Below are 15,692 nucleotides of genomic sequence, written 5' to 3'. Positions count from 1 at the left end.
CCTTTGTAATATAAATTCCCTTCCGCGCATATTTACTTTTCTTATTAAATTACTATTCAACTTTTCATACGTCACCTGATCACCATTACGAAGTTGGAAGCGTAAAATATTCCCACCGTTTTCTAGCTCTATCTTCCTCCCACTTGATACTTCACGAAACTCTAATTGCATTTGTCCTAAAAACACATCCCACTCCCAGTCATTTAATCCTTTTGAATGTGTATTTTCTATCCCCATAATATGAAGACGCGGTAAAAGTAAAAAGAACATTGATAAAAGCAACAAACATGCAATCATTTCTATTAATGTAAATCCCGCTTCTTTTTTATTTTTCCTTTGCATAAAGGCATTGCTCCATCGCTTTTCCTCTCATATCTTTCCACATCGTACAAACTTCATCTCCTCTCCAATATGTGTAATATACAATTCCTTTTATGACTTGCTCTTTTACTCGCTTTTCCTCATTCTCATACTTAAATAAGGCCGCTTCTTTTTTTAATAATATTAATGCTTTATAGCTCATTTTTATATTTTTTCTTTCTTGCATAATTAATAATGTTTGCGGGAGCAATAACGATACCGCCATCATTATTAAACTTAACGCTACAACCATTTCAACCATTACTGATCCTTTTTGACACTTCACGATACGTAAATCTCCCTCTTCCAAGCTGAAATACAATCTCATATTTATACCCTCGATAGGAAAGTAAAATCGTACCACCCCTATTAATATTCCCGCTCGGATTATATGTCATTGGGTTTGGAAAGGTATGCAAATCAATTTGGACATCTTTATCATATTCTCCCTTAGCAATTAAAAGGGCTGTCTCCGATTCCGAAATATAATACATATGTTTCTCTTTAAACCAGCGTAACGTATAATGTTTTTGACGCTTAATCGCTAACTGCTGCATATACAAAATATCATTTGAAAACTGTTTCAAAAACTGCTCAACTTTTTGTTTTTCATGTAATGAAGTAACGTTAAAATGCGTAACAACACTCAGTACAGAAATAGCAAATAAGACAAGTAGCATTTCTAAAAGAGTAAAACCTTTTTGCTTCACGATTTCCCAGCTGATACCGTACCATCATCGGAAATATGGATTGGTTCACCTTTCGGGCAAGTTTTTGAAGTAATATACTTTCCTGTTTCAAGTTCCTCTATTGATGGAATCTTATTATGTTGCAAGTGATATGCTTGTATTTGTGCTTCTATAGATTTCACATAGGCTGCACATCCTTTTCCTTGGACGGATGAGCGCTGTGTAACTACATTTGGAATAATTAATAGTAATAATACAGTTATGACAACCATAACTAATAACATTTCTAAAAGAGTAAAACCCTCCTCATTCTGCATGTAAATGCCCCCTATATAGAATTCATCATTTGAAACATCGGCATAATCATCGCTAAGTACATCAAAATGACTATAACCCCAAGACATGTAAATAAAATGGGTTGAATCACAAATAACATACGTTTAATTTTTTGTTCTACCTTTTCGATAATGAGCTCACTGTAATCACCAAGCTCATTTGCTAAATTACCGTTTGCTTGTCCATGCGTAATGATATAAGAAAGTTCTTTCTCGTAATAACCGCTTTTATCAATAATAGATTGTAACGGTTCTCCTGCAATTAATTGCCGCTCAATTCGGTCTGCTTCATACTGAAAGAACGGATGATACTTTTGCTTCATCATTATTGTTAATGCTTCGTGTACCGACAATCCACCGTGTAATAAACCACTTAATTGAGTGGAAAAATAATGCGAATGATTTAAAATAAGAAATGTTTTCATAAGGGGAATACGGATCATAACCTTTACCTTTTGAGTAGGCGGAAGTTTTCGGAAATAAAATATATATAAACTAAATCCCGTTATAACGATAAGAACAATCATATAAATGAAGTAGGGTAATAATTTAATTGCAACTAAAATTCGCTCCGTAAGTGGTGGTGCTGTAGAACGTAAAGAACTATACATCATTTCAAACTGAGGCAATAAAATGAGGTTAAAAACAGAAAGCATAATCATTAAAAAAAATGATAAAAACATAGGATATCGCATTACTTTCATCATATCTTTCCTATATTTATCTTTCTTGTAAAGAAGTACGCTCCCTTGTTGCAAAGCAAAAGAAATGTCACCATGTCGCTCTGCATAAAACAAATAACTTAACATCTCAGAGTGAAACATTAATTGGTGAAAAGAAGCGTGCAAACTTTGTCCATTTTTCAATCCCTCGATCATACGCTGTAACTGTAATTTCTTTCCTAATGGTAGTTGCAACTGCAAAAATTCTAACGCCTGTAAAAGTGAGTAACCTTTCTCTAATAAATCACTTAATCTTTTACATAATAATGCTTGATCACTTAAACTCCATTTTCTCTTAAACATATACATCTTCTTCTAAAAAGCCTAAAGCATACCCTTTTCGAACCGACGATTCCAACGTTTTATAGTGATACGTAACATGTTCTCCACTTGCTTCTTTAATCGCTTGTTTTAATTCATATCCATATAACAGTTCATAAATGCTTGCCTGTCTCACTTTCCTCATTGATTTACATAAAGTTGCACACTTCCCTCTGCAAAATGGACATTTTAATTCGACGAGCCGCTGAGCAGCTACTGCTAATAATGATTGTTCAATTTCTTGCCTTGTAATACCATAGTCCATAAATCGTAGTATCGCTCCTTTCGCATCATTTGTATGCAAGGTTGTCATTACTAAATGTCCCGTCAAACTGGCCCTTACAGCTACTTTTGCTGTTTCTTCATCACGAATTTCGCCAACTAAAATAATATCTGGATCATGACGCAAAATAGCCTTTAATCCCGTTTTATATGTGATACCAGCTTTTTCATTTATTTGAATTTGTAATAAACCGTCTTTTCTTTGCTCAACTGGATCTTCCAGTGTAATGATGCGACGTGTTTGCCATTTTCTAGCTACTTCTAATAACGCATACATTGTTGTTGTTTTTCCAGAACCAGTTGGCCCAGTAAATACGAGTAACCCATGAGAATGCTTTAAAAAAGAGAGTAATTTTTCCGCTGAACTTGGAAATAACGAAAGATGAGACAGTGGCTGTACAGATGCTTGTAAATGGAGGCGAATAACGAGACTTTCTTGATATACTGTTGGAAGTGTTGAAAGGCGTAAATACACTTCTTTTCCATCAATTTGTAAGTACAACGAACCATTTTGAGGTTTTCTCCTCTCTCCTATATCCATTGATGCTAAAAATTTAAAGTGTGAAACAAGCTTTTCTCCAAATTCTTTCTCAATACACCGTTTCGTAATTAAATCTTTTCCAATACGTAATTGAATCGCCACATCCTTCTGCCTGGGCACAATATGTAAGTCCGATGCTTGCACCCTACAAGCTTCTTTCATAATCATATTTGCAAAAAGCTCGACACTATTCATCAAGTTTCCTTCCTCACTATGTATATATCATAAAAAAATGCACAAGAAAAATTAGAGATTTTGTATTTTCACTAAGAGAAAAAGGAAAAATATGTTTGTGAAATTATGAACAATTTCCGAATTATTGTCTGAAATTACCTATATAGAAGTTTATCTGTATTATAATGTTAATATCTTGGATAAAGTGATAAAGGTGGAGATCCTCATGGAACAAGCTTTAAAAATTACAGGTGTATTATCTGACCCTACTCGTTATTATATTTATAAATATATTTCGCAAAAACATAATTACGTAACTGTACAAGAAATTGCAGATGAGTTTAACATTCATCCAAACGTAGCGCGTTTACATTTATCTAAATTAGAAGATGTTAATATGCTCAAATCAGAAACAAAAAAAACTGGGAAAGGCGGCAGACCAAGCAGACTATACGTCTTGTCTCAAGATGTCATCCAGTTACAATTCCCATTTCGCGATTATCAATTATTAGCGCAGATAGCATTTAATTCACTGCTAAGCTTAGGTAGTGCTGGTGAAAAAGCGCTATATGAAACAGGGAAACAATTCGGCAAAGAATTAATGCAACAACATATGCATCGCTTAAATGTAAGTGCAGAAGCATTGACGATAGAACAAAAAATGCTAATCGCAAAAGAAGCATTCTCAACAGCTGGCTTATCCCCTGCTTTTGAATTAAGTACAGATGGCACAAAAATTTTCTATGATGTACACAATTGCCCATTTAAAGAAGTTGCTGCGCATCATCCGACTGAAATTTGTAATATGCACGGAGATATGATGAAGGGGATTTTTGAAATCCTATTCCCGAACGTGGAATTAACACGAAACGATAGTCTACTAGATGGCTGCAAATCTTGTAACTATAAAGTGAAACTTTAATCAGTGGGGGGGGTGTTCTTCCCTCACTGATTATTAATTGAACCAATCGGGCTTTTACGGGCAGTTATCTCCTACCTAACTTCCTCGCATTTGCCGAATTTTGAGATGGGAGTTTTACTGCCCGTTAATGCGGGATAAAGTTCAAATTTAGTTTTTCAACTAAGAAGAAGTCAATATTATAATTGGCTTCTTTTTTATATGAATGAATATTTACAATAGTTAGAAAAATAAACTATAATGAAAAGAGGTTTTACTTTTTTTAGAAAAGGAGGGAGATGGCATGGAGCGCATGTTTCGCGTTCTCGGCTTTTGGACTGGAATTTTCTCGGTTATGTTTTACGTAGGGGATATGCATTCGACCGCACTACTATTTTTAGGACAAACAGGATTCTTCGTACTTTTAAGTTATTTAAAATTAACAGAGCGTATGTATATATACGTATTCGGGGCATATTTAACCGTTTTCTTCATCGGATTTACATGGTACACAACATTTTTACTTGTCCCTGGAGCTGGGCATTAAGAGATGGCAAATTGCCATCTTTTTTTTAATTCCGCAATTCCCTAGTTGACTTATAGGTTTTATTACCTTATATTCTATATAACACATTGGAATTAGGGGGAATCAACATGAATACACTGCTTGTCGGGATTAACATCACAGTCATGCTCATTTTAGTTGGCGTATTGTATTATATGCAACGTAAGCATGTATCTTTTAATAAACGTGTATTTACTGCTTTAGGAGTCGGAATTATCTTTGGTCTTATATTACAATTTATTTATGAACCTACTTCTAAAGTAATTATCGAATCAAATACCTGGTTTAGTTTAATTGGTAACGGTTATGTGAAATTACTTCAAATGATCGTTATGCCACTTATTTTAGTATCTATTATTTCAGCATTTACAAAATTACAATTAACGAAAAACCTTGGTAAAATCAGTGGTCTTATTATCGGAATTTTAATTCTTACTACAGGAATTGCCGCAGCTGTCGGTATAGCTGCAAGCGCAGGATTTGATGTATCAGCAACAGGATTACAACAAGGTGATGCAGAATCTGCTCGTCTGAAATTAGTAGAAGAAAGATTTACTTCTATTGAAAAGACAACAATTCCAGACAAATTGTTAGAACTGTTGCCTACGAATCCTTTTCTTGATTTAACAGGTGCTCGTCCAACATCAACAATTTCTGTTGTAATATTTGCAGCCTTTATCGGGATTGCCTTTATAGGTGTAAAACGAAAATATCCAGAACAAGCAGAGCTATTTAAGAAAATGCTTGATGCTGTATATGCAATCGTAATGCGTATGGTAACATTAATTTTACGTCTTACTCCATACGGCGTATTAGCTCTTATGGCAAAGACAGTTGCTGGTAGCGATATTAACGCTATTTTAAAACTTGGTAACTTCGTGTTAGCATCTTACGTAGCTCTTATCGTAATGTTTATCATTCACTTATTATTAATCGCATTATCTGGTTTAAATCCAATTCAATATTTGAAAAAAGTGTTCCCTGTATTAACATTTGCATTCACATCTCGCTCTAGTGCTGGTGCAATGCCATTAAATATTGAAGCTCAAAAAGAAAAGCTTGGTATTTCTGAAGGAATCGCTAACTTCGCTGCATCCTTTGGGGTATCTATCGGTCAAAACGGTTGCGCAGGTATTTATCCAGCAATGCTTGCTATGATGGTCGCTCCAACTGTAGGAATTGATCCATTACAACCACAATTCATTTTAACTTTAATCGCTGTCGTTGCTATTAGCTCATTCGGTGTTGCCGGTGTTGGTGGCGGTGCAACATTCGCAGCGTTAATCGTACTATCTACAATGAACTTACCAATCGGCATTGTCGCTCTTGTTATCTCCGTTGAACCATTAATCGATATGGGTCGTACAGCTCTTAACGTAAGTGGTTCTATGACAGCAGGTCTTATTTCTAGTAAATGGCTTGGTGAATTAGATCAGGATACGTACAATCAAGATGATGTAAAAACTGGTGAGATTGCTTCATAATAAAAAAGGACGCTAACAATTTATACTGTTAGCGTCTTTTTTATTATGTTCCATCTCTATACATCTTCTCTTGAAAGTTATCACTCCAAGTATTCTTCTAGTTGCTCTTTTAACTCTTCCTCAATCTCATAACAAGATTCATCAACAAGTTCCCCTACTTTCTTACTTCCCCAAATGCTTAATTGAATTTGCATTCCTAAAAAGATTCTTTCGCATTTCTAAATTGGAATATTATAAAATCCAATCATCTCTTTTTCTTCATCTAATATAGCTATGGCAACTGATGAATAATAACCCACCTCAAAAGGATGCTCTTTATCTTTAACAAGTTCCATAGATAGTTCCATGTTTTTCTCTATGTATAAATATGAATACTCTTTAAAAAGTTCAAGTGATATTCGCTCTATTCCATTCTCCATACATTGAATCTTCTCTTTCAACTCCAATGTAAGCTCCTGTGCTTTATATTTCATTTCCGCCTCCTTAAACATAGAAAAAGAGAATACAATAACATATTCTCTTTTCTCAAATATATTTCATTATCTCACAGCCCGTCCCTTTCACAAATAACCATTTTGCTCGCACCATGTATGAAATTGTCCTACATCTACTCCAACTAACACGATATCCTTTAGCTCTACATCAATACTTTGTTCTCCAATTACAATAGCAAAATGGGATTCTAATTGTTTTTCATTTTTCTTTACAGTTCCAATTCGGTTCCGATGCGGCCCATCTTTTATATATGCTTTTTGTCCTACAATATCAAAGTTCAAGATTCTCACCTCTTTTACTGCGCTCAAATTGGAAATACAATCTCCACCTCGGAAAATTTCCTTTCATTGCACTATTTCTCTATATATATGACGAAACAATAAAAGAGTCCTTCCTTCTTTACAATTATTTTTTCTTTGTTTCATTTTTATGATTGAAACGTAAAGTTTATAATAAAATACACTTGGAAGCGCTTTCTACGTAATTTTTTATGTTATAATATAAAAGTAGAACTTCGTAAAGAGGGTTAAAAAATGAATATAAACATGATTAACAAAGTAATTGAAGCATTAAAAGTATATGGCTTTCAGGATGTATCATTCTGTGAAGAAACGAAGCAATTTTTATTTCATAACGAAACCGATATTATGAGCGGCTATGCAGAAATAACATATAGTAGTCAATTCGAAAAATTTAACGTACAAATTCATCCAATTGAAACGCATCACCAAGCAGAGTTACAAGAGGTTGAAAGACATATACAAGCTTGCATACGAAAAGTAGAGTATTTAAATGCACTTCTTACTGGACAAACAAAGCTAGATGATAAAATTCTTATTATGTAAAAAAAAAAGAACGTGAAGCTATCACGTTCTTTTTCATTATACGTTCATTTTCCCCTTCAGCTGTAATCCTGTAACAGATTCTAATACATCCATCGCTTCTTCAAACGTCATATCAAAAATTGTCTTCTCTTCTATATAGGGAAACTGTCTAAAGCGCTTTTCTAACATTTTCACTGCATCCGATGTGAAGTTTGCGCTATCAATGCCAAATTCTGTTTCAAGAAGCACAATCCAATCTAACACATGAAAACCTAATCCATTTACGAATGAAATAAGTTTTTCTTCTGGCTGTGGAGATAAGAATACGTTTCGCTCCAGCTCACTGAAAAGTTCTTCTCCTAAAATTCCTGCTAACTCATCATCATGTTCGCGTTCAATAATCTCTTCATAACCGTAATCATCAACAAGCTCTTCTACTTCTTCACTATCCGCAAAAAGCAATTGACTAAGAATTGCATCTTTCTTAAATTCACTGTTTTGTACAACCTCTAAAAAACTTGTTTCCCATCCATTTTCTAATTTCATATTTATAACTCCTTTATATACTTTACTTATAATAACTGTGCCCAAAATAGCCTAATGGTAACCTTCACTCTTTTTTTGCAAGAAATATTTCTCGCTGCATTCCCACGTCTAACATTCCACTTTATTCAATATATATGAGACAAGCCCCTCAATTTCTCCTTCGAAAATATCAACTTCTCGTAAATGGTAGAATGTCGTTTGCAACTCATTGCCCTTGTGATATATATAAATTTTCTTTTCTAAAGCAATTGCCATCCCTAATTCTGTATGACTTCCATTCCCACCCTCTAGTATGAGTAAGAAAACATCAGCTTCTCGTATCGCTTCTTGTTCTTCTTCACCAATCTTTTGCAATTGTTCTCTATTGGTTGCTCTTTCATTTTTCGTCCAATCATATGTATGCTGCCATCCCACTTCTTTCAACTGGCTTGATACGAAACGAACAAGATGTTTATTTTGAAATCCTGAAGCAATATAAAATTTCATTTATATTCACTCCTTAAATATGTATGGGGAAACTCCTTTTTTAGCGTTAATGGGATTTTTTCAAAAAAAATCCCCATCCTTAGAACTTATTTGCGTTTCAATGATGGGGTGCCTCATGATCTTCTTTTATTTTTTGTTTTTTATAACTTTCATCAGCTAACATTTCTAGTTCAGCTGTTATTTCTGATTTTTCAAGCTCTCGTTCTTGTGAAAATTTCCGTGAAATATAAACAATAACACTACCAACGTACAACACAAAGCATATAATAAGTGCAGTATTTTCATAGAGACTTAGCTCCAACACAGTCACTCCTAATCCATTCGTATTTTCACGCTTAATCAATTGGAATTTCCCTATTAACCATTTGTTATTGTAACATAAAAATATCAATTCTTGGAATCTTTCATCCTACTAAAAAAGACATGATTGTTTAATCATGCCTCTGCAATATGTTGAATGATAGTTTTAATCGCTTCTTTTCCATTATATTTTTTTAATGCTGTTTTATACGTCTCATTATTATGAGATAGCTCTTCTATATGCTTTATAAGTGAGTTCACCGTTACATCCTCTTCATATAATACCGATGCATACCCTTGTCTTTTAAAGGATTCAGCATTTAAAATTTGATCTCCACGGCTTGCAAATTTCGATAACGGAATTAAAACCATCGGCTTTTGCATTGTTAAAAATTCAAAAATCGCGTTGGATCCCGCACGTGAAATAACAAAATCTGTTGCTGCTAATATATCCGGAAACTCTTCATGTATATATTCAAATTGTCTATATCCTTCTTTGTTTTGTAAGGATTCATCAAGATTTCCTTTTCCGCAAAGATGCACAATTTGATAATTTTTCAGAAGATCTGGAAGTGCCGATCGAACCGTTTCATTAATTTTCTTTGCGCCTAAACTTCCTCCCATAACAGTAATAACTGATTTCTTCCGGGAAAACCCTAGAAACTTTAAACCTTTTTCAAGATTTCCTCTTAGTACGTCTTCACGTACAGGCGATCCTGTATATATTACTTTTTCTTTCGGTAAATGTTTCGCTGCTTCTTCAAATGTAACAAATATTTTCGAGGCAAAACGGAGCACAATTTTATTTGCTAGTCCAGGTGTCATATCAGATTCATGTAATAAAACTGGCACCCTATTTAGCCATCCTCCAATTACGACTGGTACGGATACGAAACCACCTTTTGAAAAAATAACATCCGGTTTTAGTTTACGAATTGTTACGTACGCATCCATAACACCCTTCATCACGAGAAAAGGATCTTTTATATTTTTCAAATCAAAATAACGACGTAGCTTCCCGCTTGCAATACTATGGTATGGGATTCCTTCTTTTTCTATAATCGTTTTCTCAATCCCTTGATGAGAACCAATATAAGAGATATCCCAGTTCTGCTTTTGTAAATGTGGAATAATTGCTAAATTAGGTGTTACATGCCCGGCCGAACCGCCACCTGTAAAGACTATTTTTTTCATACGTCTCCCCCTTCTACACTATAGTACACTAAAATACCTTGCCTCAGGGTGAGAAAATACCATAGCCGTTACAGACGCTTCTGGCTCCATCATAAATCCTTCTGTTAATGAAACACCTATTTCTTCTGGATGAATTAAGCGAAATAATTTTTCTTGATCAGCAAGTTCTGGGCATGCTGGATAACCAAATGATACGCGTATTCCTCTATATTTTGTACGGAATCTCTCTTCCATCGTCAGTTCAGGTGAATCTGGAATTCCCCAACGATCACGAATGAGCATATGTGTTTTTTCAGCAAGTCCTTCTGCTAATTCAAGTGCTAACGACTGAATCGCATGACTGCGTAAATAATCTCCCTTCGCCTTCCATTCCTCTGCAATATCTCGAACCCCTTCTCCAACGGTAACAGATAAGAAAGCGACATAATCCATCTCATCTCCAATCGGGCGTATATAATCTCCTAAAGTACGGTATGGTGCTTTCCCTTGTCTCGGAAATTCAAATCGCTCTATAATACGTGTGTGATCTTCCCGATCGTATATAATTATATTTTGTCCATCACTTTGCGCCGGGAAAAATTGATACACCGCTTTTGGGCGTAACCAAGATTGTCCTTCTTGTAATAATTCATCAATTAAATCATTTAGCTCATGTGCTCTTTTATCCCCTTCTTGCAAGAGTTTTTTTACGTTTCCTTTTAACCCAAGATGGTGTCCAATTAACATTTGTCTATTTAAAAACGGTGCAAGATGAAGGGCAGGAATATCCCGTAATACAACTCGTTTCGTCGAATCTGGTATCATAACAGTTGCTTTTGGCAATGGCTCAATAACTGCGGGAATTTCTATTTTTTTCTCCTCTTGTTTCACAATATGAAGATGGCGTTCCTTTTTATCTCGCTTCATCTTTTCACGTTCTTCTTCTTTTTGTAATTTGTTAATAATATCAAGACCTGTCATTGCATCACTTGCATAACATACGAGCCCTTTATAAGATGGAGAAATACGATTATCTGTAAATTTCCTCGTTAGTGCTGCACCACCTACAACAATTGGAATATCAATATTCGCTGCTTTTAAATCTTCAGCAGTCGTTACCATTTGTTGTGCGGATTTTACTAACAAACCAGAAAGGCCAATAATATCAGGTTTCTTTTCTTGTACTTCTTGAACAATTCGATCCGAACGAACATTAATTCCTAAATTAATAATTTCATATCCGTTATTTGATAAAATAATTTCAACAAGGTTTTTCCCAATATCATGTACGTCTCCTTTAACAGTCGCTAATAATACTTTCCCTTTTTTTGCACTCTCACTAGATTCCATATGTGGCTCTAAATAACTTACGGCAGCTTTCATACTTTCAGCACTTTGCAATACTTCAGCAACGATAAGCTCATTACCATTAAATAATCGCCCCACCTCATCCATTCCTGTCATAAGCGGCCCGTTAATAATATCCAGAGGTTTTCGTCCTTCTGTAAGCGCGAGACTTAGATCTTCTTGTAGTCCTTGCTTCGTACCTTCTACAATATAATTTGCCAGTCGTTCATCAAGTGTTAGCGTTTCTTGTATAACGACATCTTTCTTTTTGGCAACACGATAAAAGTTTGTAAATTTTTCTAACGTCTCTTTCGTCGTTTCAAATAATAATGCATCCGCAAGACGTTTTTCTTCCTCTGGAATTAACGCATAGCGTTCTAATTTTTCCGTATTAACAATCGCATAATCTAATCCTGCTTTCGTTGCATGATATAGAAAGACAGAGTTTAATACTTCACGTCCAGCTGGTGGTAAACCAAAAGATATATTACTCACACCTAGAATCGTTAAACATTCTGGTAACGCTTCTTTAATAAGACGAATTCCTTCTATAGTCGCTGCCGCTGAACCTATATATTCTTCATCACCTGTTCCTACAGGAAACACAAGCGCATCAAAAATAATATCAGATGGGCGTATACCATACTTTTTCGTTAGTAATTCATAGCTTCTTTTAGCAATCTCTATCTTTCTTTCTGCACTAACTGCCATACCATCTTCATCAATTGTCCCTACAACTATCGCAGCACCGTATTTCCGAAGAAGGGGTGTCACTTTTTCAAAACGTTCTTCTCCATCCTCTAAATTAATAGAATTGATAACACCTTTTCCTTGAATATAAGTAAGAGCTTTCGCCATAACATTTTCATCTGTTGAATCAATCATAATCGGTACTTTTAACACTTTCGTAACTTCTGCCAAGAATCTTTCCATATCTTCTATTTCATCACGATCAGGGTCTGCCATACAAATATCAATAATATGAGCATTTTTCTTCACTTGCGCTCTTGCCACTTCAGCAGCCTCTTCAAATTCCCCTTCTGCTACTAATCTTTTAAACTTACGCGATCCAATTACATTCGTCCTTTCTCCAACAAATAAAGGCCTCATAGAATCATCGTATTGCAACGCTTCTAGTCCACTAATTCCATGTCCAACCCTTTCATGATGCTCACGAGGATTAATCGAGGCAAGCGCCGATTTCATTACACGTATATGTTCTGGTGTTGTGCCACAACAACCACCAATAATATTAATCCATCCTTCTTCAGCAAAACGTTTTACTTTTTCAGCAAGTGACGCTGGAGATTCGTGATAATGCCCATCTTCATCAGGAAGACCAGCGTTTGGATAACACGAAATATAACACTCCGATAAATCAGATAGGGAACGTATATGTTCCCTCATAAATTCTGGACCAGTAGCACAGTTTAATCCAACCGATAATGGCTTCATATGCTCTACCGATAAATAAAAGGCTTCGATCGTTTGACCCGCTAAAGTCGTTCCCATCGGTTCAATTGTTCCAGAAATCATAATAGGTACTATTTTGTTTAGTTCTTCAAACGCCGATTGAATTCCAATGTACGCAGCTTTCACATTACGCATATCTTGACTCGTTTCAACGAGTAATACATCAACTTCTCCTCTTAATAGTCCTCTCGCTTGCCTTGTATAGGCTTCAATTAACTCTTCAAAAGTCACACCACCTGTAACACTAATCGCTTTCGTCGTTGGTCCCATCGCTCCCGCAACATACACTTCTTTCCCACTTTCTTTAACCGCTTGCTTCGCCAAAAGCGCTGCCCTTTCGTTTAACTCTTCATCTAAATGAGACAATGCATAATCACTTAATACAATATTTGTTGCACCAAACGTATTCGTTTCAATAATATCTGCTCCAGCTTCAATGTAGACTTTATGAATATTTAAAATAACATCCGGTCTTGTTTTTACTAAATATTCATTACAACCTTCGTATTCTTCTCCTCCAAAATCTTCCGCTGTTAAGTCTTCTTGCTGGATCATCGTTCCCATTGCACCATCTAATATTAAAATTTCATGTTGTAATCTCTCTTCTATTCGTTTCATCAATTAATACCTTCTTTCACTTCTTGCTTTTCTCTCACATATTTCACGAGATGTTCTGTAATTTCATATTTTAAAAACGGTGTAATAAGATAAATACCGTTAAAGTATTTCATCGCCGCATCGATCAACTCTTGTGAAATACGAATCCCTTCCTCTATGGCTGCCTCTTTCGTTTCATGTCCATCCATTCTTTGTCTTATCTCTTCAGGGAGAGTAATACCCGGCACTTCAAAATGAAGAAAATCTGCGTTCCGCTTACTTACTAACGGCATAATTCCAATAAAGATAGGTTGTTCCAAATGCTTTGTCGCTTCATATACTTCTTCTATTAAAGCAACATCATATATCGGCTGCGTTAAGAAATATTCAGCACCAGCATCAATTTTTCGTTCCATTCGCTTGACCGCTGCTTTTAAATGCCTTACATGAGGATTGAATGCACCTCCAACAGAAAATCTTGTTGCCGGACCAATTGATTTCCCTAAAATAGAGCGTCCGTCGTTCATCTCTTTAATCATTTTAATGAGCTCTATCGATGACAAATCATATACAGAAGTTGCACCTGGGAAATCACCAACGCGCGCTGGATCACCAGTTAAAGCTAGCACTTCCTCCATACCTAATGCTGATAATCCAAGTAAGTGAGACTGTAGTCCAATGACGTTATGGTCTCTACACGTTAAATGCGTCAATACTGGAATATCATGCTTCGTTAATAATGCACCCATAGCCATATTCGAAACACGAGGAGATGCTAATGAATTATCTGCTAGAGTAATAGCATCCGCTCCAGCCCTTTTCAGTGCTCTTGCCCCTTCAAAAAAACGCTGCGTGTCTAACGTTTTCGGTGGATCTAATTCCACTACAACTGTCGTTTGTTTCTTTGCCTTTTCTGCTAGAGTAACATGAGCTCTCGAACGCTTCTCATGTGTATGGACCACTTTAGGCCTTTGAATCGTCTCCTTTGCTATTACAGGTGCAACATTTGCAATAGCACGTTTCATTCCTTCAATATGTTCCGGGGTAGTACCACAACAACCACCTAATAAACGAATACCTTGTTCAATAAATTTCGGTGTCATTTCTTCAAAATACGCTGGACTTCCCTCATATACGTAACGCCCTTCCACATAATTCGGGAGACCTGCATTCGGATATGCTGATAAATAGCCATTTTGAGGAATCGATATCATTTTGAAAGCTTCCGTCATGTGAAGCGGGCCTAGTTGACAGTTCAACCCAACAACATTGGCACCGTAATCTAAAAGCTGTTTTAATATTTCATTGACATCATTCCCATTTTGAGTCGTACCTGCCTCATGTAACGCTAACTGAGCAACAATCGGAATATTCGTTTGTTTACGCAATACTTTAACCGCATGCAATAATTCAAATTCATCATAAAAAGTTTCTAATAGTAATCCATCAACCTGTTCTTCTAGTAAAGCACCTGCCTGCTCAAGTAACATAAATTCTCGCTCTATATCAGTCGTTGTAACAGCACCAATATGTTTCATACCTCCAATTGTCCCTAAAATTGCATTCCGATCTGTTACTGATGCTTTCGCAATATTCACTGCCGCTTTATTAATTTGGACAATTTGATTTTCTAGACCATACATGCGGAGTTTCGCTTCATTCGCACCATACGTATTCGTTTGAATAACATCCGCTCCAGCAGCTACATATTGTTTATGGATCGATATAATTAAGTCCGGATCAGACAAATTCAATTCTTCAAAACTACTTTGTAAACCATGCGAATGTAATAACGTTCCAACCGCACCATCACCTATTACAATTCCTTTTGATAATAAATCTAGTAATTTCACGAATCTCCCTCATTTCTATCAATATAAAAACCCCCTCTTCACTTTGAAGAGGGGGACATAATTGTTCCTCCTCTTATTATGCAAAACACACGTTTTGCAGGTTTTAGCACCGTTTCAAACATTTAGTTTGAAGGTTGCCGGGTTTCACAGGGCCTTTCCCTCCACCGCTCTCAATAAGAGTTTGTCTTTATTATTTTATTTATGTAGCTAAAAGGAAATACGTTCCC

At 35.7% G+C, this 15,692-nt stretch carries 17 protein-coding genes, 1 pseudogene and 1 riboswitch; of the genes and pseudogenes, 4 read left to right on the top strand and 14 right to left on the bottom strand.

Going from position 1 to position 15,692, the window contains the following annotated elements; translation table 11 throughout:
- The 6 genes from comGF to comGA form a co-directional block, all read right to left on the bottom strand.
- Window positions 1-342, bottom strand: a 342-nt coding sequence (gene comGF / locus AB3X49_RS09170; protein WP_367961649.1) for a competence type IV pilus minor pilin ComGF, incomplete at its 3' end; no start/stop codon positions are given.
- Complete coding sequence (locus AB3X49_RS09165) at window positions 326-622, bottom strand: hypothetical protein (RefSeq protein WP_002165075.1); 297 nt, start codon at window positions 620-622, stop codon at window positions 326-328. The genes comGF and AB3X49_RS09165, both read right to left, overlap by 17 nt.
- On the bottom strand, window positions 615-1,070 hold the full coding sequence (gene comGD / locus AB3X49_RS09160; protein ID WP_002165074.1) for a competence type IV pilus minor pilin ComGD: 456 nt from the start codon (window positions 1,068-1,070) through the stop codon (window positions 615-617). The genes AB3X49_RS09165 and comGD overlap by 8 nt, the downstream gene beginning before the upstream one ends.
- Complete coding sequence (gene comGC / locus AB3X49_RS09155; RefSeq protein ID WP_002088623.1) at window positions 1,067-1,366, bottom strand: competence type IV pilus major pilin ComGC; 300 nt, start codon at window positions 1,364-1,366, stop codon at window positions 1,067-1,069. Before comGC ends, comGD begins: the two co-directional genes overlap by 4 nt.
- A gap of 11 nt (window positions 1,367-1,377) precedes the next feature.
- Entirely contained in the window at window positions 1,378-2,415 is a 1,038-nt protein-coding gene (gene comGB, locus AB3X49_RS09150) for a competence type IV pilus assembly protein ComGB (protein WP_367961646.1), read from the bottom strand.
- On the bottom strand, window positions 2,402-3,445 hold the full coding sequence (gene comGA, locus AB3X49_RS09145; protein ID WP_113734225.1) for a competence type IV pilus ATPase ComGA: 1,044 nt from the start codon (window positions 3,443-3,445) through the stop codon (window positions 2,402-2,404). The genes comGB and comGA overlap by 14 nt, the downstream gene beginning before the upstream one ends.
- Before the next feature lie 205 nt (window positions 3,446-3,650).
- Here comGA and AB3X49_RS09140 point away from each other — a divergent pair, with 205 nt between their 5' ends.
- The 3 genes from AB3X49_RS09140 (at window position 3,651) to AB3X49_RS09130 (ending at window position 6,371) form a co-directional block, all read left to right on the top strand.
- Window positions 3,651-4,346, top strand: a complete 696-nt coding sequence (locus AB3X49_RS09140) for a helix-turn-helix transcriptional regulator (protein WP_002014995.1) — start codon at window positions 3,651-3,653, stop codon at window positions 4,344-4,346.
- A gap of 280 nt (window positions 4,347-4,626) precedes the next feature.
- Entirely contained in the window at window positions 4,627-4,869 is a 243-nt protein-coding gene (locus AB3X49_RS09135) for a DUF2626 domain-containing protein (RefSeq protein ID WP_002015110.1), read from the top strand.
- Between the two features lie 107 nt (window positions 4,870-4,976).
- Entirely contained in the window at window positions 4,977-6,371 is a 1,395-nt protein-coding gene (locus AB3X49_RS09130) for an L-cystine transporter (RefSeq protein WP_002138338.1), read from the top strand.
- A gap of 80 nt (window positions 6,372-6,451) precedes the next feature.
- On the opposite strand, the pseudogene AB3X49_RS09125 reads toward AB3X49_RS09130, so the two are convergent.
- A pseudogene (locus tag AB3X49_RS09125) lies at window positions 6,452-6,844 on the bottom strand (hypothetical protein).
- An 87-nt stretch (window positions 6,845-6,931) separates the two neighbouring features.
- Complete coding sequence (locus AB3X49_RS09120; protein ID WP_002015115.1) at window positions 6,932-7,147, bottom strand: DUF3912 family protein; 216 nt, start codon at window positions 7,145-7,147, stop codon at window positions 6,932-6,934.
- A gap of 252 nt (window positions 7,148-7,399) precedes the next feature.
- Between AB3X49_RS09120 and AB3X49_RS09115 the strand changes: the two genes are divergently transcribed.
- Complete coding sequence (locus AB3X49_RS09115) at window positions 7,400-7,711, top strand: hypothetical protein (RefSeq protein WP_367961642.1); 312 nt, start codon at window positions 7,400-7,402, stop codon at window positions 7,709-7,711.
- 36 nt (window positions 7,712-7,747) lie between these two features.
- Here the strand turns inward: AB3X49_RS09115 and AB3X49_RS09110 are convergent, their stop codons facing one another.
- The 6 genes from AB3X49_RS09110 to AB3X49_RS09085 form a co-directional block, all read right to left on the bottom strand.
- Window positions 7,748-8,236 carry a hypothetical protein gene (locus AB3X49_RS09110; RefSeq protein ID WP_002015119.1) on the bottom strand — a complete coding sequence of 163 codons (489 nt, stop codon included), beginning with the start codon at window positions 8,234-8,236 and terminating at the stop codon, window positions 7,748-7,750.
- Between the two features lie 108 nt (window positions 8,237-8,344).
- Entirely contained in the window at window positions 8,345-8,722 is a 378-nt protein-coding gene (locus tag AB3X49_RS09105; protein WP_002034029.1) for a nucleoside 2-deoxyribosyltransferase, read from the bottom strand.
- 97 nt (window positions 8,723-8,819) lie between these two features.
- On the bottom strand, window positions 8,820-9,062 hold the full coding sequence (locus tag AB3X49_RS09100; RefSeq protein WP_085960924.1) for a DUF3966 domain-containing protein: 243 nt from the start codon (window positions 9,060-9,062) through the stop codon (window positions 8,820-8,822).
- 95 nt (window positions 9,063-9,157) lie between these two features.
- Window positions 9,158-10,216, bottom strand: a complete 1,059-nt coding sequence (gene murG / locus AB3X49_RS09095) for an undecaprenyldiphospho-muramoylpentapeptide beta-N-acetylglucosaminyltransferase (RefSeq protein WP_367961639.1) — start codon at window positions 10,214-10,216, stop codon at window positions 9,158-9,160.
- Between the two features lie 18 nt (window positions 10,217-10,234).
- Complete coding sequence (gene metH, locus AB3X49_RS09090; protein WP_367961636.1) at window positions 10,235-13,633, bottom strand: methionine synthase; 3,399 nt, start codon at window positions 13,631-13,633, stop codon at window positions 10,235-10,237.
- The gene (locus AB3X49_RS09085) at window positions 13,633-15,465 is read right to left on the bottom strand and encodes a bifunctional homocysteine S-methyltransferase/methylenetetrahydrofolate reductase (protein WP_367961634.1); all 1,833 of its coding nucleotides are present in this window, start codon (window positions 15,463-15,465) and stop codon (window positions 13,633-13,635) included. The genes metH and AB3X49_RS09085 overlap by 1 nt, the downstream gene beginning before the upstream one ends.
- Before the next feature lie 70 nt (window positions 15,466-15,535).
- Window positions 15,536-15,645: riboswitch (SAM riboswitch) on the bottom strand.
- Between the last annotated feature and the right edge of the window lie 47 nt (window positions 15,646-15,692).

This window comes from Bacillus sp. C30, from assembly GCF_040838255.1.
GTDB classification, from domain to species: Bacteria; Bacillota; Bacilli; order Bacillales; family Bacillaceae_G; genus Bacillus_A; species Bacillus_A mycoides.
This window is presented reverse-complemented; position numbering and strand designations above follow the sequence as displayed.

Coding starts and splice junctions, on each gene's coding strand:
- AB3X49_RS09165 (WP_002165075.1), bottom strand. CDS start 622: ATGGTTGAAATGGTTGTAGCGTTAAGTTTAATAATGATGGCGGTATCG.
- comGC (WP_002088623.1), bottom strand. CDS start 1,366: ATGCAGAATGAGGAGGGTTTTACTCTTTTAGAAATGTTATTAGTTATG.
- comGB (WP_367961646.1), bottom strand. CDS start 2,415: ATGTATATGTTTAAGAGAAAATGGAGTTTAAGTGATCAAGCATTATTA.
- comGA (WP_113734225.1), bottom strand. CDS start 3,445: ATGAATAGTGTCGAGCTTTTTGCAAATATGATTATGAAAGAAGCTTGT.
- AB3X49_RS09140 (WP_002014995.1), top strand. CDS start 3,651: ATGGAACAAGCTTTAAAAATTACAGGTGTATTATCTGACCCTACTCGT.
- AB3X49_RS09135 (WP_002015110.1), top strand. CDS start 4,627: ATGGAGCGCATGTTTCGCGTTCTCGGCTTTTGGACTGGAATTTTCTCG.
- AB3X49_RS09130 (WP_002138338.1), top strand. CDS start 4,977: ATGAATACACTGCTTGTCGGGATTAACATCACAGTCATGCTCATTTTA.
- AB3X49_RS09115 (WP_367961642.1), top strand. CDS start 7,400: ATGAATATAAACATGATTAACAAAGTAATTGAAGCATTAAAAGTATAT.
- AB3X49_RS09110 (WP_002015119.1), bottom strand. CDS start 8,236: ATGAAATTAGAAAATGGATGGGAAACAAGTTTTTTAGAGGTTGTACAA.
- AB3X49_RS09105 (WP_002034029.1), bottom strand. CDS start 8,722: ATGAAATTTTATATTGCTTCAGGATTTCAAAATAAACATCTTGTTCGT.
- murG (WP_367961639.1), bottom strand. CDS start 10,216: ATGAAAAAAATAGTCTTTACAGGTGGCGGTTCGGCCGGGCATGTAACA.
- metH (WP_367961636.1), bottom strand. CDS start 13,633: ATGAAACGAATAGAAGAGAGATTACAACATGAAATTTTAATATTAGAT.